Origin of the sequence: Streptomyces mangrovi, assembly GCF_900114215.1 — a bacterium.
In the GTDB taxonomy this organism is placed as follows: domain Bacteria; phylum Actinomycetota; class Actinomycetes; order Streptomycetales; family Streptomycetaceae; genus Streptomyces; species Streptomyces barkulensis.
This window is the reverse complement of sequence record NZ_FOSG01000006.1, coordinates 276,712-294,390: the sequence shown is the minus strand read 5'-3', so window position 1 is coordinate 294,390 and position 17,679 is coordinate 276,712. Positions and strand designations below refer to the sequence as shown.

15 protein-coding genes and 1 pseudogene are annotated in these 17,679 nt (G+C 75.4%); 9 read left to right on the top strand and 7 right to left on the bottom strand.

The genetic code is table 11. The features are described 5' to 3' along the window. Nucleotides 1–90: 90 nt before the first annotated feature. Complete coding sequence (locus tag BM237_RS11450; protein WP_093849459.1) at nt 91–882, bottom strand: DUF2249 domain-containing protein; 792 nt, start codon at nt 880–882, stop codon at nt 91–93. Nucleotides 883–950: 68 nt separating this feature from the next. On the opposite strand from BM237_RS11450, the gene BM237_RS11445 reads away from it, so the two are divergent. Genes BM237_RS11445 through BM237_RS11435 form a run of 3 tightly spaced genes read left to right on the top strand, consistent with a single transcriptional unit; the run spans nt 951 to nt 5,643 of the window. After that, a complete protein-coding gene (locus BM237_RS11445; protein ID WP_093849458.1) occupies nt 951–1,679 on the top strand; it encodes a helix-turn-helix transcriptional regulator in 729 nt (242 codons plus the stop codon). Then, complete coding sequence (locus BM237_RS11440; RefSeq protein ID WP_217655829.1) at nt 1,676–2,857, top strand: DUF8744 domain-containing protein; 1,182 nt, start codon at nt 1,676–1,678, stop codon at nt 2,855–2,857. The genes BM237_RS11445 and BM237_RS11440 overlap by 4 nt, the downstream gene beginning before the upstream one ends. After that, complete coding sequence (locus tag BM237_RS11435; RefSeq protein WP_093849457.1) at nt 2,854–5,643, top strand: multicopper oxidase domain-containing protein; 2,790 nt, start codon at nt 2,854–2,856, stop codon at nt 5,641–5,643. The genes BM237_RS11440 and BM237_RS11435 overlap by 4 nt, the downstream gene beginning before the upstream one ends. Here BM237_RS11435 and BM237_RS11430 read toward each other — a convergent pair. From BM237_RS11430 to BM237_RS11415, 4 genes are all read right to left on the bottom strand, one after another. After that, complete coding sequence (locus BM237_RS11430) at nt 5,627–6,136, bottom strand: GNAT family N-acetyltransferase (RefSeq protein WP_245793549.1); 510 nt, start codon at nt 6,134–6,136, stop codon at nt 5,627–5,629. The two genes, BM237_RS11435 and BM237_RS11430, sit on opposite strands and share 17 nt — an antisense overlap. Nucleotides 6,137–6,227: 91 nt before the next feature. Further along, nucleotides 6,228–7,109, bottom strand: a complete 882-nt coding sequence (locus BM237_RS11425; protein ID WP_093849455.1) for an alpha/beta fold hydrolase — start codon at nt 7,107–7,109, stop codon at nt 6,228–6,230. A 13-nt stretch (nt 7,110–7,122) separates the two neighbouring features. After that, nucleotides 7,123–7,764, bottom strand: coding sequence for a TetR/AcrR family transcriptional regulator (locus BM237_RS11420; protein WP_093849454.1), 642 nt, complete (start codon nt 7,762–7,764; stop codon nt 7,123–7,125). 171 nt (nt 7,765–7,935) lie between these two features. Further along, on the bottom strand, nt 7,936–8,211 hold the full coding sequence (locus tag BM237_RS11415; protein WP_093849453.1) for a helix-turn-helix domain-containing protein: 276 nt from the start codon (nt 8,209–8,211) through the stop codon (nt 7,936–7,938). A gap of 37 nt (nt 8,212–8,248) precedes the next feature. On the opposite strand from BM237_RS11415, the pseudogene BM237_RS11410 reads away from it, so the two are divergent. Further along, a pseudogene (locus BM237_RS11410) lies at nt 8,249–8,539 on the top strand (M24 family metallopeptidase); the annotation flags it as partial. Here the strand turns inward: BM237_RS11410 and BM237_RS11405 are convergent. Beyond that, entirely contained in the window at nt 8,526–9,353 is an 828-nt protein-coding gene (locus BM237_RS11405; protein ID WP_093849452.1) for a methyltransferase domain-containing protein, read from the bottom strand. The pseudogene BM237_RS11410 and the gene BM237_RS11405 sit on opposite strands and share 14 nt — an antisense overlap. Nucleotides 9,354–9,466: 113 nt before the next feature. On the opposite strand from BM237_RS11405, the gene BM237_RS11400 reads away from it, so the two are divergent. The 4 genes from BM237_RS11400 (at nt 9,467) to BM237_RS11385 (ending at nt 16,038) form a co-directional block, all read left to right on the top strand. After that, on the top strand, nt 9,467–10,441 hold the full coding sequence (locus BM237_RS11400; protein ID WP_093849514.1) for a LysR family transcriptional regulator: 975 nt from the start codon (nt 9,467–9,469) through the stop codon (nt 10,439–10,441). Nucleotides 10,442–10,684: 243 nt separating this feature from the next. Then, entirely contained in the window at nt 10,685–12,316 is a 1,632-nt protein-coding gene (locus BM237_RS11395; protein WP_139238091.1) for a DNA translocase FtsK, read from the top strand. A 161-nt stretch (nt 12,317–12,477) separates the two neighbouring features. Further along, on the top strand, nt 12,478–13,860 hold the full coding sequence (locus tag BM237_RS11390; protein WP_175540970.1) for an alpha-lytic protease prodomain-containing protein: 1,383 nt from the start codon (nt 12,478–12,480) through the stop codon (nt 13,858–13,860). A gap of 318 nt (nt 13,861–14,178) precedes the next feature. After that, a complete protein-coding gene (locus BM237_RS11385; RefSeq protein WP_093849450.1) occupies nt 14,179–16,038 on the top strand; it encodes an AMP-dependent synthetase/ligase in 1,860 nt (619 codons plus the stop codon). Between the two features lie 33 nt (nt 16,039–16,071). On the opposite strand, the gene BM237_RS11380 is transcribed toward BM237_RS11385, so the two are convergent. Then, nucleotides 16,072–16,716: a CBS domain-containing protein gene (locus BM237_RS11380; RefSeq protein ID WP_093849449.1), complete on the bottom strand. Its 645-nt coding sequence runs from the start codon at nt 16,714–16,716 to the stop codon at nt 16,072–16,074. A gap of 176 nt (nt 16,717–16,892) precedes the next feature. On the opposite strand from BM237_RS11380, the gene BM237_RS11375 reads away from it, so the two are divergent. After that, nucleotides 16,893–17,561: a class I SAM-dependent methyltransferase gene (locus BM237_RS11375; protein WP_093849448.1), complete on the top strand. Its 669-nt coding sequence runs from the start codon at nt 16,893–16,895 to the stop codon at nt 17,559–17,561. Nucleotides 17,562–17,679: the final 118 nt, after the last annotated feature.

The following is a 17,679-nucleotide window of genomic DNA, read 5'->3' as shown; positions in this document are numbered from 1 at the left end:
GGCGTTCGGGCGGCGAAGGTCCCCCGCGCCGGGCCTTTCGGCCCCCGGTCCGGACCCGGGGGTCCCGGGTCCGGACCGGGGGCGGCCGTGTCAGCGGTGGGTGAGGCGCAGGCGCCAGGCCTGCGGGCCGCGCTCCAGGTACTCCACCGCGAAGGCGCCGGATGTGCGCTGCTCGATCTGGGCCAGCAGGGGCAGCGGGTCGTGCGGCGCGACCAGCACCATGGACCGGCCCGCGGGGACGGCCTCGAGCGCTCCGAAGACCGTGGCGTGGCGGATGGCGTGCGGGACCTCGCGCACGTCCAGTTCGGGCGCTTCCCCGGCGTCCGTCTCCCCGCAGGCGCAGCCTCCGCCGCAGCCGCCCTCCTCGCCGTCCCGGCCCGTCCCGCCGGACTCCTCGTGACCGCCGAGCAGTTCGTGCATTCCGGCCAGCAGTCCGGCCAGGGAGACGTCGGGTGCGGCGGCGATCAGTGGCAGCACCAGGTCGTTCTCCTTGTCCAGGTGCTCCTCGAAGAGGACCTGGAGGGCCCGTGCGTCGGCCGCCGCGCGGGCCGGGGTGAGCGGGGCGCGCAGCGCCTCGACGAGCGCACCGATCCTGCGGTGCTCGGCGAGCATGCCGTCGACCAGCAGCCGGGCCTCGGCGGTGCGGTGCGCGGCGGGGTAGAGGGCGGACTCCTCGGCGGCGGCGTGCGGGAGGAGTTCGCGGTCGCAGAAGGCGACCAGGCCCGCGCGGGCCCGGTCGGCGGCGGCCGGGTCGCGGTCGGCCGCGTCCAGCAGCATCGCGACGCGTCCGGCCAGCTGACCCGCGAGCTGCGCGTGGTGGGCCTCGACGGCTTCGACGGCCGCGGCGTCCCGGGGGTCGGAGGCGAGGGTGAGAGTGCTCATGGCTTTCCTCCCGAAGGTGGGCGGCCCACCGGGTCGTCCGGGGCCGACGCGAGCAATATACTACGGACATGTCCGTGAAAAATAAGGGTCCACTGCCGGGCGGCGGCTCGGACGACCATCCGCCGGTCTCCCGGCAGCGCAGGGCGGTCCTGCAGCATCTGCGCGGCCGGACGCAACCGGTCACGGCCGCCGACCTCGCGGCGGAGTGCGGGCTGCACTCCAACACCGTCCGCGAGCACCTCGACGCCCTGGTCGACGCCTGTCTGGCCGCCCGCGAGCGCGCTCCGGCCGCCGGCCGCGGCCGGCCCGCCTGGCTCTACCGGGCCCGGGCCCCGCAGCAGTCCGCCGTACGCGAGTACGCCGGGCTGGCCACCGTCCTCGCCGCGCGGATCGCCCGCACCAGCCCCGACCCGCGCGCCGACGCCCTGGCCGCCGGGGAGGAGTGGGGCCGCGCCCTGCTCGCCGGGCAGGAGCCCGCGCGCGATCCCGGGGAGGCGCGCGCAAGGGTGCTGGTGCTGCTGGAGGAGATCGGCTTCGCCCCGCAGCCGGACGGGCCCGACGGGACCGCACGCGAGGTGCGGCTGCCGCGCTGCCCCTTCGTCGAGGCCGCCCGCGAGTACCCCGGCGTGGTCTGCGCCGTCCACGAGGGCCTGGTCAGGGCGGGGCTCGCCGCTCTGGGCGGGGACGCGGAGCGGGTGGCGCTGCACCCCTTCGCCGAACCAGACGCCTGCCGGCTGAGTCTGGACGCCGGACCGCGCGGGCCGTCGGGGGACGACACCGCCGGAGGAGACCGGTGACCGGCGCCGGGGCGGCAGCCGCGCCCGTCCGTGCCTCCGCCGCCGCGGCCCGGCGCACGGGCGCCCGCCGCGCCGTCCTGCTGCTGCCCGCCGGGCTGGCCCTGCTCGCCGGACTCGACGCCGCCCTGCTGCTGCTCGGCCTGCCCGCCCCCGTCGACGCCGACCGGCTGCCGCGCGTGCACGGGGTGCTGCTGGTGCTCGGCTTCGCCGGGACGCTGGTGTCGCTGGAGCGGGCGGTCGCCCTGGGCGCCTGCTGGGGGTACCTCTCCCCCGCCTGCCTGGGCGCGGGCGGCCTGCTGCTGATCACTCCCGGTGGGCTTCGTCCGGGCGGGCTGCTGCTCGCCTCCGGCGCCGCCGTCCTGCTCGCGGTCTACGTCCGGCTGTGGCGGCGTCAGCCGGGCCCGGCCCTGGCCGTGCAGGCCGGGGGCGCGGTGGCCGCGCTGGGCGCCGCGCTGCTGTGGCTCGGCGGACTCGACGTGCCCCGGCTGCTGCCCTGGCTGGCCGCCTTTCTGGTGCTGACCATCGCCGGGGAGCGGCTGGAGCTGTCCCGGGTGGGCCTGCTGCCGCCCCGCGCCGAGCACACCTTCCTCGTCTGCTCCGGCGCCGTGCTCGCCGGGGCCGTCGCCGCCCTGCTGTGGCCCGCCGCAGGCACCCTGCTGCTGGGGGCCGCGCTGCTCGCCCTGGTCGGCTGGCTCACCGCGTACGACGTCGCCCGCCGGACGCTGCGCTCCACCGGGCTGCCCCGCTTCGGCGCCGCGTGCCTGCTGGCCGGTTACGCCTGGCTGGGCCTGGCCGGGGTGCTGTGGCTGGTGTACGGGCCGATCGCCGGCGGGCCGCGGTACGACGCGGTGGTGCACTGCGTGTTCCTGGGCTTCGTGCTGTCGATGATCATGGCCCATGCCCCGGTGATCCTGCCCGCGGTGCTGCGCCGCCCCCTGCCCTACCACCCCGCCCTCGCCGTACCGGCCTGGCTGCTGCACCTCTCGCTGGCCCTGCGCGTCCTGGTGGGCGACCTGCGGGGCCTGGAGTGGGCCTGGCGGCTGGGCGGGGCCCTCAACATCGCCGCCGTGCTGCTGTTCGCGGCGGTGGCGGCGTCCTCGTCGGTGATCGCCGCCCGACGCTCCCGGACCGGACCACCCGCCCCGTCCGCCCCGTCCGCCCCGGAGGTACCCCGGTGACGCTCCTTTCGCCTCCTTCCACGCCCCCCGGCCCCTCCGGCGGCTCGCCTGCAGGGAGAGCCGGGCGTTCACCGCGCGCCTCCTGGCACCTGGGCGCGAACGCGGTGGTGGTGCTGTGGCTGGCGCTGTTCGCCGCCGCGGCGGCCGGGCACCACTTCCTGCCGTCCGCCCGCTGGCTGATGGCCCATCTGCTGCTGCTCGGCGCGGTGAGCAACGCGATCGTCATCTGGTCGGGACACTTCGCCGCCTCGGTGCTGCGGCTGCCGGAGGCGAACCGAGGGGCTCCGGCCGTATGGCGGCTGGTCTGCCTCAACGCCGGCGCCGCCGCCGTGATCGGCGGAATGGCCGCCGGGGTGTGGCCGGCCGTCCTGGCGGGCGGGGCGGCCGTGGCGGGTGCGGTGACGGCCCACGCGGTGTGGCTGGTGCGGCTGACGCGCCGCGCCCTGCCCGGCCGCTTCACCATGACCGTGCGCTACTACGTGGCCGCCGCCTGCCTGCTGCCCGTGGGCGCCGCGCTGGGCGTGGTCATGGCCCGCGGCGATCTGTCCGGCGGCCTCCACGCACGGCTGCTGACGGCCCATGAACTGGTCAACCTGCTGGGCTGGGTGGGCCTGACCGTGGCCGGGACGCTGATCACCCTGTGGCCCACGATGCTGCGCACCAAGGTGGCGGACGGCGCGGAGCGCGCGGGCCGCCGCGCCCTGCCCGTACTGCTCGCCGGACTCGGCGCGGCCGTCCTCGCCGTGCTCGCCGGCCCGCCGCCCCTGGCCGCCGCCGGGGTCGCCGCCTACGCCGCCGGGTGGGCCGTGGCGGGCGTGCCCTGGGTGCGCGAGGCGCGGGCGAAGGCACCGCACTCCTTCGCCACCTGGTCGGTGGCGGCGGGCGGGGTGTGGCTGCTCGGCTCGCTGGCGGGCCTGGCCTGGATCCTGCTGACCTCGTCTTCCTGGCCGCAGGCGGCGGCGCGGGTGCCGGCCCTGACCGCGCCGCTGGCCGCCGGGTGGATCGCCCAGACCCTGCTGGGGGCGCTGACCTTCCTGGTGCCGGTCGTGCTCGGCGGCGGGCCTGCCGCCGTACGGGCCGCCTCCGCCGGGCTGGAGCGGGGCGGTCCCTTCCGGCTGGCCGCGGGCAACGCCGCGCTGGCGCTGTGCCTGCTGCCGGTGCCGTCGGTGGTCCGGGTGGTGGGCTCGGTGCTGCTGCTGGGTGTGCTGGTCGCCTTCCTGGTGCTGCTGGTCCGCACCGTCGCAGGCGGGCTGCGGGCCCGCCGGGGCGGTGCTTCGGCGTCTGACGCACCGCCTTCCGCGCGGCCGCCCGCACCGTCGGCCGGGAAGCCGGCCGGGAGGCAGACCGCGGAACCCCGCCCGCACCGCGTCCTGGGCGGCGCCGCCGCGGGGCTGGCGGCGGTGGTGCTGGCGGTCGCGGTCGGCGGCGCGGCGGATGTGCGCTCCCTGCCGGTCCTGCCCCGCGCCGCCTCGGGCACGGCGGACGGCGCGGGGGACAGAGGCGTGGAGGCCACCGGCGAGACCACCACCGTGGAGGTGGTGATGCGCGGGATGCGGTTCCACCCGGCCTCCGTCGAGGTACCCGCCGGGAACCGCCTGGTGATCGAGGTGCGCAACGAGGGCGACGACGGCCACGACCTGGTGCTGGAGTCCGGCGCCCGCACCGGCCGGCTCGCCCCCGGCGAGCGGGAGACGCTGGACGCGGGAGTCGTCGGCCGCGATCTGGAGGGCTGGTGCTCTGTGGTGGGACACCGGCGTATGGGCATGATCTTCGGCGTACGGGCCACCGGCGACAGCGGCGGTGCGGCGGCCGGAGGGGAGGGGGCCGCAGAGTCCGCGGAGCAAGGGAAACACGAGGGGCGGGGCGAACAGGGCGGTGCCGGAGGGGAGTCCGCCGCCTCCGCGTTCGACCCCATGGCCGAGCCCGCCCCCGGCTTCACCGCCCGTGACGCCGCGCTGCCGCCCGCGACCGGCGACTTGGGGCCGCGCGTCCACCGCCGGACCCTGACGGTGCGCGAGACCGTGCGCGAGGTCGCCCCCGGAGTGCGGCAGACCCTGTGGACCTTCGGCGGCACCGCGCCGGGCCCGGTGCTGCGCGGCCGGGTCGGCGACACCTTCGAGATCACCCTGGTCAACGACGGGTCGATCGGCCACAGCATCGACTTCCACGCCGGGGCCCTGGCACCCGACAAGCCGATGCGCACCATCGCCCCCGGCGAGTCGCTGACCTACCGGTTCACCGCCGAGCGCAGCGGGGTGTGGATGTACCACTGCTCCACGATGCCGATGTCGCTGCACATCGCCAACGGCATGTACGGGGCCGTCATCGTCGACCCGCCGCAACTGCCCGAGGTCGACCGGGAGTTCCTGCTGGTCCAGTCGGATCTGTACCTGGGCGGGCAGGGAGGTACCGCCGACGCGGACAAGGTGGCGGCCCTGCGGCCCGACGCCGTGGTCTTCAACGGCTACGCCAACCAGTACGCCCACGACCCGCCGGCCGTCCGCACCGGCGAGCGGGTACGGATCTGGGCGCTGGCGGCCGGGCCGAACCGGCCGAGCGCCTTCCATGTCGTCGGCGGCCAGTTCGACACCGTCTACCAGGAGGGCGCCTACCGGCTGCGGCCGGACGATCCGGGCAGCGGCGGCGCGCAGGTACTGGATCTGGCCCCGGCCTCCGGCGGGTTCGTGGAGCTGGCCTTCCCCGAGGCCGGCACCTATCCGTTCGTCTCGCACATCATGAGCGACGCCGAACGCGGCGCGAAGGGGGCGTTCAGGGTGACGGACTGAGGCGCTTCTCGAACCAGTGGTCGGCGTACTTCCCGCCGTTGTAGTCGGGGATCTCGGTGTAGCCGCCGCGCGCGTACAGGGCGCGGGCCTCGACCAGGTCGGCGCGGGTGTCCAGACGGATCACCCGCGCGCCCAGCACCTCGGCGGCGGCGCGCTCGGCCGCCGCCAGCAGCCGCGCGCCACCGCCCGTCCCCCGTGCGCCGGGGAGCACGAAGAGGCGGGTCAGCTCGGCGGTCCGCCCCTCCAGCAGGCGCAGGCCGGCGCACCCGGCGGGCCGCCCCTCCCACCGGCCCACCAGGAAGTGGCCGGTGGGAGGGGCGAGATCGTCGCTGGGCTCCTCGGCGAGCGCCGTGTCGACCTCCTCCCGGGTGGCGCGGCGGCCGTGGTAGCGGCCGACGATGTCGTCGTAGTACGCGCGCAGCAGGGCCGCGGAGTCGGGATGCCCGACGGGCAGGGGCGCGATGTTCCAGGGGTCCGGTCGTCCGTCGTTCACACGCCTCATCCTCACAGTCCGGGCCCGCCCGCCGCCTCCCGGTTTCCGCCCCGTCCGGGTTCCGGGCGGGGCGGAACGGGCGGAACGGGGGTCAGGACGTACGGCCGGCCGCGCCGGCGGCCCGGGTGTGGGCCAGGAGCGCTTCGGCCAGCGGCGGCACGGCCTCGCGTCCGAGCGCGTGCCCGAGCCCGGGGACGGTGACCAGCCGCGCGGAGGGGATCGCGCGGGCCAGCCGGGCCGCGTGCGGCGGGGGCGCGACCGGGTCCTCGGGTGCGTCGACGACCAGGGTCGGGACCGTCACCCGCGCCAGTTCCTCTCCACGTTCCATGCCGGACTGGTCGGCCAGGGCGTGCGCGGACGACGCGGTCCAGGTGCCGCTGTGGGCGGCGACCCGGCGTTCGAGGTCGCGGAACTCCTCGGCGTCGAAGGGCAGTACGCCGCCGTTGAGCAGGCGCCAGTGCTCCACCCGCCACTCGAGTTCGGCCTCCTGGTCGCGTTCCTGCCCCATCTGCTCCCACATCGCGAGCAGGCGTGGGTCGGGGCCGGGCAGGTCCGCGTCGCGGATCTCCGGGTCGGGGCGCGCGCCGCCCAGTACCGAGGTGCCCCACAGCGCGGCGCCGAGCAGCCGCTCCGGGCGATCCAGTAGCAGCAGTTGCACCAGGTAGCCGCCCATCGACATCCCCGCCACGTGCGCCCGGTCGACGGACAGCGCGTCCAGCACCGCCACGGCGTCACCGGCGAGGTCGCGGACCGCGTAGGGCCGTTCGTGGAAGGCGCGGGTGGAGCGGCCGGTGTCGCGGTGGTCGTAGCGGATGACGCGGTGGTGCCGCGCCAGCCGGGCCACCAGTGCGTCGGGCCATCCGAGGCCGCAGGCTCCGGCGCCCATGATGAGCAGCAGCGGCGGCAGGTCGTCGTCTCCGGCCGTCTCGACCCACAGCCGGTAGCCGTCCCCCGTCTCGACGAAGGCCTCCATCGTCTCTCCCCCCTCAGTTCGGGCCCTGGTTCGGGCCCTGGTTCGGGCCCTGGTTCGGGCCGTGGTGCCGCAGGCCGTTGAGCGCGGTCTCCAGCAGCACGTCGGCGTACTCCTCGGTCAGCGGCCCGCTGCGGGTCAGCCACCGCTGTGCCATCGGCGCGAAGATCGCGTCGACGGCGATGTCCAGGTCCAGGGAGGCCGGTAGCTGGCCCGCGCGCTGCGCGGACCGCAGCCGGGCCCGTTTGGCCTCCCGGGTGGGCTCCTCCACCCGGACACGGTGCTCCTCGGCCAGGGCCTCGTCCTCGACCATCGCGACCGTCAGCGCTCGCAGCGGCCGGTCCACCTCGGGGCTGGCGAGTTCCAGCGCGGTGGCCCGCAGGACGGTGCGCAGGTCCGCCTCCAGATCACCGGTGTCGGGCAGCGACGCCGGCTCCTCGCCGTCGCCGAAGCTGCGCACGAGGATCGCCTCGAACAGCACCGCGCCCTTGGAGGGCCACCACCGGTAGATCGTCTGCTTGCCGACCCCGGCGCGCGAGGCGATCGCCTCGATGCCGAGCCTGCCGTAGCCGACCTCTCCGACCAGTTCGAAGGCCGCGTTCAGGATCGCGGCACGGGAGGCCGCGCTGCGCCGGGCGGCCGTCGGTTGCCTGGACATGACGGGACCGTACCATCCGCGAGACGATACGTCTCGTCTCGTCTCGCCAGACGCCCCCGCGCTCGCCGCTCCCGGCGAGACGCGGCCCCTCTCGTCCGGCCGAAGGCTCGCGCGACCGCCAATCCGTCACAGGCGGCCCCCGCGTCCGGTCCGAGCGGAAGGAGGAAGGCGCTACGCCGACAGCGCGTGCTCGCCCTCGTCGCCGCCCCGGGCACAGGCAGCGGCCAGGTCGTCCAGGGGGAGATCCAGCACGGCCACCAGGGCCGCCACCGTGAAGAACGCCGGGGTCGGCGCCCGTCCGGTCTCGATCTTCCGCAGCGTCTCCGCCGACACCCCGGCCGCCGCGGCGACCTCCACCATGCTGCGCCCACCGCGCGCTTCGCGCAGCAGCGCACCGAGCCGTTCCCCGCGCTGCCGCTCCCACGGGGTCAGAGGAGTTCTCACCATGACCGTGATACTAATACCGGTATAAGAATTGGATCGCGCCGGACCGGCGCGCTGCGGCATGCCGCGGGACTTCGGCGGACACGGCATCGGCCGCCGCATGCACGAGGACCCCCATGTGCCCAACCGCGGGCGCCCCGGGCGCGGCTTCCCCCTGCGCCACGGACTGGTCCTCGCCATCGAGCCGATGCTGATGGCCGGCGGGAGCGACGCCTACCGCACCGACGCCGACGGCTGGACGCTGCGCACCGCCGACGGCAGCCGGGCCGCCCACATCGAGCACACCGTCGCGGTCACCGAGGAGGGCCCGCGCATCCTCACCCTGCCCTGACCGGGCCCGCGCCGGGCGCCCGGCGGGCGATCAGCTGGAAGAGGCGGGCGGTGTGCCGGTAGGCGGGCCGGTCGGTGAGCGCGAGTTCCAGCCGCTCCAGGTCGGCGTAGAAGGCCGGGTCGTGCTTGCGCTCGTCGTCGGTGATGTAGTCGCTGACGCTGCGGATGCCGTAGTGCGCCGCCCCCGGGCAACCCAGGCCCTCCAGCCGGGAGGCGATCTCCCCGGCGGTGTACAGCGTCATGGTGGTGCCGAAGGTGCGGCCGTCGGCGCGGTCCCGGCCGAGGGCCGCCAGCGCGGCGGCCGGGTCCAGTTCGCGCACGGCCGCGACCATCGGGGCGGAGTGGCGGTTGACGGCCATCACCGACAGCACGCCGCCCTCCCGCAGCGGCGCCACGGCCGCCGCCAGCACCTCCTGCGCCGCGTCCGGATCCTCCGCGTACTGCAGGAGGTTGTGGCACAGCACGGCGTCCCAGCCGCCCGAGGCGATCTCCCTCGGCAACTCCTCGACACGAGCCCGGACGCAGGTGACGCGGTCGGCGACTCCGGCCGCTGCGGCCCGTTCCTCCGCGGCGGCCAGCATCCCGGGGGCGAGATCCACCACGGTCACGCGGTGGCCGCGCGCGGCCAGCCGGACGGCGTCGCCGCCGTCTCCTCCGGCAAGGTCCAGGATCCGCAGGGGGCCGTGGCCGAGTCCGTCCAGATGGCGCAGGAGGTTGGCCTCGGCGAGGGTGAAGCGCAGACGCCCCCAGGGGGCCTGCTGCCACTGCCGCCAGGCGGCCATGGAAGAGTCGAACCTCTGAGCTGCCCCGGACATGCGCAGAGCCTAACCCGGGCGCCGACTCGGCGACCGCACACCGGAGTTGTGGTCCGTACCAATCCTCTGCCGATGTATTGCCCCCGCGTACCGGGCGGCCCAAGCTGTCGGGCATGGACCTGGAACTGCGGCACCTGAAGACGATCCGGGCGATCGCGGACGCGGGCAGTCTCACCCGGGCGGCCACGGCGCTGGGCCTGGCCCAGCCGGCGCTCAGCGCACAGCTCAAGCGGATCGAACGCGCCCTGGGCGGGGCACTGTTCACCCGCGGCCGGTTCGGGGTCCGGCCGACCGCGCTGGGCGAGCTGGTACTGGACCGTGCCTGTGTGCTGCTGCCCGCGGTGCGCGAACTCCAGGAGGAGGCCGTACGGTTCGCGCGGGCGTGGGAGGGCATGCCGCGCTTCCGGCTCGGCGGTACGCACGGGCCGCTGCTGGGCGGCCTGGTGGACCGGCTGGCGAAGTCCCATCCGCAGGTCGCGGTGACCACCCGCACCTCCTGGTCGGAACGGGAGATCGCCGCGCTGGTGGTCGAGGGACGGGTGGACTTCGCCCTGGTCGGCGCCTGCGGGGAGAGTCCGCCGCCCGCGGCGGACCGGCTGGTGTGGCGGGAGATCGCCGTCGATCCGGTGTTCGTGATGCTGGGCCGGGATCACCCGCTGGCCGAACGGCGCGAAGTGGAACTGGCCGAGCTGGCCCGGGAGTCCTGGACGGACGTGCCGGGGGACGGCTGCTTCGCGGACTGCTTCGCCGCGGTCTGCGCCCGCGCAGGATTCACCCCCGTCCGCGTCTACGAGACCGACACCGCCTCGTGCGTCCATCTGGTGCAGGTGGGGCGGGCGGTGGGACTGTGCCGGGCCACGTTCCCGCCGGCCCCGGGCGTGGTGACCCGCCCGCTGGCCGGGGCTCCGCTGCACTGGCGGCATCTGGTCGGCTGGCATCCGGGCTCGTCCGCGGCGGGCGTCGCGGGCCCGGTGGTCGCCCAGGCCCGCGCGGCGCACACCGAGGCCGCCGCCCGCAGCACCAGTTACACCCGGTGGCTTGCCGACCACCCCGGGTTCGGCGCGACTTCCCCGGCGGCGGTCGGATGACCGCGGGACGACAGTCGGACGATACGGCCTCGCACGACACGCCGGGGTGCCCGACCGGCGCCCCGGCGGCCCGCCCGGCCCGACCGCCAAGGCTCCCGTAGCAGAACGGAGTTGTGCGGCGGCCGACGGGCCGCTGGTCGGGGCGTACGCCCGGACGGATGCGGAGTGCCGGTACCACCCCCACGATGACATCCCCCGGTCCGCTACAGTCCGTCGTCCTGGGAAGTGCCACAAGGGGGCTGAATGCGTCGCGATACATGCCCGGTCTGCGAGCAGCGGGCGCCGGTGACCGACGGGGTCATCGGCCACCACGAGAGCGAAGGCCGAAGCTGCCGAGGAGCGGGCCGGACCGCCGCGGAGGCGGAGGCCCCACGGGAGGACGCTCCGCGTCCCGCGGGGAAGAACCGGCCGAAGACGGCCGCACGCCTGTCCGCGGTCCTGGCGCTGGCCGGCCTGATCCTCCTCGTCCTCGGAGCCGTTCTGGGTTCCGTGCCGCACCTGGCGGGCGGCACCGTCTTCCTCCTCGCGGCGGGAGCCGCCGTCCTGGCGGGCCGCCGCGCCCCGGCGGGCGGACGCGGTGCCGCACGCGCGGCGGCCGGTGAGCGGACCGCCGGGCAGGGCGGAGCCGAGGAGACGGCTGAGGAGAAGGCCGAGAAGAAGACGGCGGAGGCCACCGTCCGTACCGAGCCGGAGCCACACACCGAGCCGCGCACCGAGCCTCGGCAGGAGGCGGAGCACCGCGAGGAGGAGAGGGAGAGCGCCTCCGGTTCCGTTCCGGTGGAGGCGGTCTCCGTGGAGGAGACCGCTCCGGAACGGCTTTCGACGGGCGGCCTGTTCATCTCCGATCCCGCTGACTCCGCCCCTCAGCCGGAGCGGTCGGAACGGTCGGAACGGGAGGAGAGCCGGGACTCGGCTCCCCGCGCACCGGAGCCCGAGCAGAGCACACGGGAACCGGAGGCTCGGGGCGAGGACTCACCGGCGCCGGAGACCGGGGCGCCCCAGACGCCGGAGCCCCCTGCCGACGAGCCCGCCTCCCCCACCGTGGAGACGGTGAAGGCCGAGACGCCCGCCCCGGGGACCGAGGCCCCCGCCGAGATCCCCGCTCCCCGGGCCGAGGAGGCCGCCCCGGCGGTCCCGGCCACCACGGAGACCACGGAGACCGCGGAGACCGCGGAGACCGCGGAAGCCGCTGTGGAGGCCGACGGCGGCAAGGTCGCCGCTCCGGAGCCCTCCACCGGGAACGAACCCTCCGCACCCGCCGAGGCGTCCGCCACTCCCGTAGCCGAGGACCCGGCGCCCCGTACGCCGGAACCGGAACCGGAACCGAAGCCGGAGCCTGCCGTCGAGAAGATCGACGAGGCCGTGCCGTCCGCGCCCGCAGCCGCGGAGCCCGTCACGGTACCCGCCGGGGGCGTCGACAACACCGCCCCGGAGCCCGGGCCGGCCGCCGAGGACTCCTCCGAGGAACCTGGCCGGGCGCCCGCCGCGCGCATCGTGAAGCAGGCGGCCCCGTCGGACGAGGAGACCGAGGCCGCCGAGGCGCCTGCCGCGGCCGCCGAGCCGCCCGCCGAGCCCGGACCGGCCGAATCCGAGTCCGAATCCGGCGCCGAGTCCGCCGGCGGTCCGTTCGCCCGGCAGGCGGAGGCCGCCGGAATGGACGCCGGGACGCTCCGCGAGATCGCACAGGCCGTCGTCACCGAGCAGAACGCCAGCATGGTCTACGTGCAGCAGCGCTTCTCCCTCTCCCGTACGGCCGCCCGGCGCGCCCTGGACGCTCTCGAGGAGCTCGAAGTGGTCTCGGCTCCGGCCAAGAACGGGCGGCGCAAGGCCCTGGCCACGTCCCTGGACCACCTCGCCCCGGCGGGCAAGCACTGATCCGGACACTGATCCGCGCACTGCGGCACGACGGAATCCGCAGGCCACACGGGGTACGGCGGCTTCCATAACGCGGTGGGGGGAGGAGAGTTGACAGCTCCTCCCCCCACCGCGTCCGCGTCTACGGTTTCGGTCACCCCGACGAAACCGAGGAGAACCACATGCTCCACAGACGCGTCGCAGGCGCGTGCGCGGCCGCCGTGGCGGCCGGCGCACTCGCCCTGACCGGACTGCTGCCGGGCACCGCGACGGCCGACCCCGCCGCGTCCGCCCCGCGGAAGGCGGACGCCCACCCTGCCTCGTCCGCCCTGTCCTCCGTGCCGCCCGGCCTGCTCAAGGCCATGCAGCGCGATCTCGGCCTCACCGCCGGCGAGGCGAAGGACCGGCTGGTGAACGAGAGCAGGGCCGGAGAGGCCGCCGGGAAACTGCGCCTGGCGCTCGGCGGCGACTTCGCCGGCGCCTGGGTGGCGGGCGACGACGCCGCGACCCTCACCGTCGCCACCACCGACGCCTCCGAGACCCGCGCGATCACCGCTCAGGGCGCCCGGGCCAAGGTCGTCGAGCACACCCTGGCCGAACTCGACGCCGCCAAGGCCGCGCTGGACCGGGCCGCCGAGAAGAACGCCACCACCGCCGCGCCCGTGTGGTACGTCGACGTCAAGACCAACTCCGTGGTCGTCCGCGCCTCCGACACCGCCGAGGCCCGCGCCTTCGCCGAGGCCGCGGGCGTGGCCGGCGGCCTGGTGCGCGTGGTGAAGTCCGACGAGCGGCCCCGCCCGCTGTACGACCTGCGCGGCGGCGACGCGTACTACATGGGCGGCTCCGGCCGCTGCTCGGTCGGCTTCCCCGTCACCAAGGGAAGTCAGCAGGGCTTCGCCACCGCCGGCCACTGCGGCCGTACCGGCACCAGCGTCTCGGGCTACAACCAGGTGGCGCTGGGTACCTTCCAGGGCTCGTCCTTCCCCGGCAACGACTACGCCTGGGTCGCGGCCAACTCCAACTGGACCGCCACCCCGTACGTGAAGACCTCCAGCGGCAACGTCCAGGTCGCGGGCTCCACGCAGGCGGCGGTGGGCGCGTCCATATGCCGCTCGGGCTCCACCACCGGCTGGCACTGCGGCACCATCCAGCAGCACAACACCAGCGTCACCTACCCCGAGGGCACCATCACCGGCGTGACCCGGACCACTGTGTGCGCCGAGCCCGGCGACTCCGGCGGCTCCTACATCTCCGGCAGCCAGGCCCAGGGCGTCACCTCCGGCGGCTCCGGCAACTGCCGCACCGGCGGCACCACCTACCACCAGCCGATCAACGAGATCCTCTCCGCCTACGGCCTGACGCTGAAGACCACCGGCGGCGGCCCCGACCCCGACCCCACCGACCCGCCCACCGACCCGCCGGGCGGCACCTGGCAGGCCGGCACCGTCTACTCGGCCGGCGACCAGGTGACCTACGGGGGCGCGACCTACCGCTGCCTCCAGGGCCACCAGGCGCAGCCGGGCTGGGAGCCGCCGAACACCCCGGCTCTGTGGCAGCGGGTGTGAGCACCGCCCTGACTCGAGCCGAAGTCCGATCCCGTTCCTGACCACCGCCGCGTGCCGCCCGGGTGCGCGGGCGGCACGAGGCCGGAGGGCGTCCCATGGGGGGAGCGCCCTCCGGCCGCGGTCGTGCGCCGCGCGCCGCGCGCCGCGCGCCGTCGCGAGGCCGAGGCCCGGCCCGTCCGGAGGAATCGCACCCACCCGGAGGAGTCGCACAGGAGAACGGTTTTTGATCAAGCCCTGGGCAACGGGCGCGTTCATCGGTATTTTTCGCCCCCTGCCGCCCGGAACGCGATGCGGCAGAGGTTCGGTGATGGGGGTGCCGTGCGCGATTTCAGCCTTCCGCCCGTGGTGGAGCCGATGCGGAAGGGAGGGCTGGCGGACTCGGTCCATGAACTGGCCGAACGCGACCCGCACTTCGCGCAGCTCGCCCGCCGTGCGGCACCGGCGGGCGGTGATCCGGCCGGTGGTGTTCCGGCGGGCGGTGAGTGGGCCACCGTCACCGCCGCCGCCTTCCGCGACGAGGTGAGGACCCTGGCCAAGGGCCTGCTGGCCGACGGCATACGGTTCGACGACCGGGTCGCGGTGATGGCCCGCACCCGCTACGAATGGACGCTGCTCAGCTACGCGCTGTGGACGATCGGCGCCCAGGTCGTGCCCGTCTACCCCACCTCCTCCGCCGAACAGGTGCGCTGGATTCTGGCCGACGCGCAGGTGGCGGCGGTCGTCGTCGAGCACGAGGAGCACGCCATGACGGTGGGCTCGGTGTGCGACGCGGCGCCGTCGCTGCGCCGCATCTGGCAGCTCGACACCGGCTGCCTGCGGGAGCTGACCGAGCTGGGGCGCGGCGTCCCCGACGATCTGGTGGACCGCCACCGCCTGGCGGTGACACCGCGCTCGGTCGCCGCCGTCACCTACACCTCCGGCACCACCGGCCGCCCCAAGGGCTGCGTGATCACCCACGCCAACCTCGCGGCCGAGTGCGACATCCTGCTCGCCGGCTGGCCCGGGCTCATCGCCGCGCAGGGCGAGCGGCCCGCCATCCTCGCCTTCCTGCCGCTGTCCCACATCTACGGCCTGATGGTGCAGGTCTTCTGCATCCGCAACGGCGTACTCCTGGGCCACCAGCCCGAGATCGCGCCCGCCGAGCTGCTGCCCGCGCTCGCGTCCTTCAGGCCGACGTTCGTCTTCGCCGTGCCCTACGTCTTCGAGAAGATCTACCGCAAGGCCCGGCAGGCCGCTCTGGAGGCCGGCAAGGGCGAGGTGTTCGACCGGGCGATGGACGTCGCGGTGCGCTACGCCGAGGCCGTGGAGCAGCACAACGCCGGCACGGGCCCCGGGCCCGGCCCCGTGCTCAGGGCCTCGCACGCGCTCTTCGACCGCACCGTGTACCGGAAACTGCGGGCGGTGCTGGGCGGGCAGGTGCGGTACGCGGTCTCGGGCGGCTCCACACTGCGCCGCGAACTCGGCCTGATCTTCGCCGGCGCCGGGATCACGGTCTACGACGGCTACGGGCTGACCGAGACCACCGCGGCGGTGACCGGCCAGCCGATGGGCCGCGTCAAGTTCGGCACGGTGGGCCGCCCGATGCCGGGCCACTCGATCCACATCGCCCGCGACGGGGAGATCTGGGTGCACGGCGACGTCGTCTTCGCCGGCTACCTCAACAACCCCGAGGCGACCGCCAGGGTGCTGCGGGACGGCTGGTTCGCCACCGGGGACGTCGGCCACCTGGACGACGAGGGCTATCTGGTCATCACCGGGCGCAAGAAGGACATCATCATCACCAGCGGCGGCAAGAGCGTCGCCCCGCAGGTCCTGGAGGACCGCGTCCGCGCCCATCCGCTGATCTCCCAGTGCCTGGTCGTCGGCGACGACCGCCCCTACGTGGCGGCGCTGGTCACCCTCGACCCCGAGGCGCTGGAGCACTGGTTCCGGCTGCGCGAGCGGGAGCCGCTGTCGCCCCGGGAGGTCCTGCGCGACGAGGAGCTGCACGCGGAGGTCCAGCGGGCGGTGTCCAAGGCCAACAACGCGGTGTCGCGTGCGGAGTCCATCCGGGCCTTCCGGATCCTGCCGGCGGAGTTCAGCATGCGGGAGGGGCTGGTCACCCCGTCGCTGAAGATGCGGCGAGCGGCGATCACGAAGATGTACGAGGCGGAGATCGAGGCCCTCTACTCCTCCTGAGCCCGGCGTCGGACCCGGGCCGGGGCGCGGCGCTCAGCCCGCCCGGGCGGCGGCGAGGCGGGCGTCCACCCCCGCGACCCCGTCGATGCCCTGGCACAGGGCCACGACCACCGGCACGAGACGCGCTTCCGGCACGTCCCCCCGAAGAGTGACGACGCCGTCCCGGACGTCGACCGCGACGGCGTCCTCGTCCAGGTCGAGGATGTCCCCCAGGACGTCCTGCTCGACCTCCTCGCGGATCTCGGCATCGGAGCGGATGAAGACGTCGAGCAGGTCGCTGCGGGTGACGATGCCGGCCAGGAGCCCGTCCTCGTCGACCACCGGCAGCTGCTTGACGTGCCGCCCGCGCAGTTCCCGCGCGACCCGGGGGATCGCCCAGTCGGCGCGGGCGGTGAAGACGGGGCTGCTCATGAGCGCGCCCGCGGTCCGGGCCCGGGCCTTGCCCCAGGGGCGCTCGTCGTCCCCGTCCTGGCCCTGCGGGTCGGGCATGCCGGTCTCGTGCCGCAGCACGTCGGAGGCGGAGACGACGCCGACGGGAGCGCCGTCGGCGTCGACGACCGGGGCCGAGACGATGTCGTTGGCGTCCAGCAGGGCGGCGACCTCCGACAGCGGCGTGTCGGGGCGGAAGGTGACCACGTCCTCGGTCATCACGTCACCGACCGTGTGGCGGTACAGCATGGCATCGGCCTCCTCCGCGTCACGGCGCCGGCCGCCGCGCCCTCGCCGGCCGGTCCGCGCCGTCGCCGTCCTCCCTCCCCATGACAACACCGCGCCGCTCCGGTGGCCAGTGCCGTTCGGCCCGCCGGGGAGGCCGACGGTCCCGTGACCAGGGAAGGCTGTCCTATCCTCGGCCGATGCGCTTACACCCCATCGACCGCCCGGCCGATCTCGACACGGTCCGTGAGTCCTACGACCGGGTGGCCGACAACTACGTTCACATGGTCCGGACGACGGGATGCGGCGACATCCGCACCCATCCCTGGCTCAAGGCCTCGATCGACGCCTTCGCCGACACCGTGCACGGCCTCGGGCCCGTCCTCGACGTCGGCTGCGGCCCCGGAACGGTGACCGCCTACCTCGCCGAACGCGGACTCGAGGTGTCCGGGGTCGACCTCTCCCCCCGCATGATCGAGAACGCGCGCCGCCTCTACCCGCACTGCCGCTTCGACGTCGCCTCCGCCACCGACCTCGACCTCGGCGAGGCGTCCCTGGGCGGCGTGCTCGGGTGGTGGTCGCTGTTCAACCTCCCCCGCGACGTCCTCCCCCAGGTCCTCGCCATGTTCGCGCGCGCCCTGAAGCCGGGCGGGCACCTCATCACGGCGACACACGTCGGCGACGAGGACATCGCGCGCACCGAGGCATACGGAGGCGTGCCCGTCCGCTGGACGACGCACCAGTGGCGGCCGGAGCAGCTCGTGGAGCTGATCGAGCGGGCCGGCCTGCACCCGGTCGCCGAGCTCCGCCTCCCCGCCGAGGAGCAGACCGGCCCGGGCGTGGTCGTCATGGCCAAACGCCCCGGCTGAGGCACGGACGCTGGGCGCCGGGCCCCGCCGCCCGGCGCCTGCCGCCGCCGTCCGTCCGGGTGCTCCCCGATCCTCAGCCGAGGGCGGCGAGCAGTTCGCGCTCGCGCCGGGCGCCGAG

What these genes read in the sequence shown, in the direction of transcription:
- BM237_RS11400 (WP_093849514.1), top strand. Translation starts at nt 9,467, where the DNA reads ATGGACCTGGAACTGCGGCACCTGAAGACGATCCGGGCGATCGCGGAC.
- BM237_RS11395 (WP_139238091.1), top strand. Translation starts at nt 10,685, where the DNA reads ATGCGTCGCGATACATGCCCGGTCTGCGAGCAGCGGGCGCCGGTGACC.
- BM237_RS11390 (WP_175540970.1), top strand. Translation starts at nt 12,478, where the DNA reads ATGCTCCACAGACGCGTCGCAGGCGCGTGCGCGGCCGCCGTGGCGGCC.
- BM237_RS11420 (WP_093849454.1), bottom strand. Translation starts at nt 7,764, where the DNA reads ATGTCCAGGCAACCGACGGCCGCCCGGCGCAGCGCGGCCTCCCGTGCC.
- BM237_RS11380 (WP_093849449.1), bottom strand. Translation starts at nt 16,716, where the DNA reads ATGCTGTACCGCCACACGGTCGGTGACGTGATGACCGAGGACGTGGTC.
- BM237_RS11425 (WP_093849455.1), bottom strand. Translation starts at nt 7,109, where the DNA reads ATGGAGGCCTTCGTCGAGACGGGGGACGGCTACCGGCTGTGGGTCGAG.
- BM237_RS11405 (WP_093849452.1), bottom strand. Translation starts at nt 9,353, where the DNA reads ATGTCCGGGGCAGCTCAGAGGTTCGACTCTTCCATGGCCGCCTGGCGG.
- BM237_RS11375 (WP_093849448.1), top strand. Translation starts at nt 16,893, where the DNA reads ATGCGCTTACACCCCATCGACCGCCCGGCCGATCTCGACACGGTCCGT.
- BM237_RS11450 (WP_093849459.1), bottom strand. Translation starts at nt 882, where the DNA reads ATGAGCACTCTCACCCTCGCCTCCGACCCCCGGGACGCCGCGGCCGTC.
- BM237_RS11415 (WP_093849453.1), bottom strand. Translation starts at nt 8,211, where the DNA reads ATGGTGAGAACTCCTCTGACCCCGTGGGAGCGGCAGCGCGGGGAACGG.
- BM237_RS11445 (WP_093849458.1), top strand. Translation starts at nt 951, where the DNA reads ATGTCCGTGAAAAATAAGGGTCCACTGCCGGGCGGCGGCTCGGACGAC.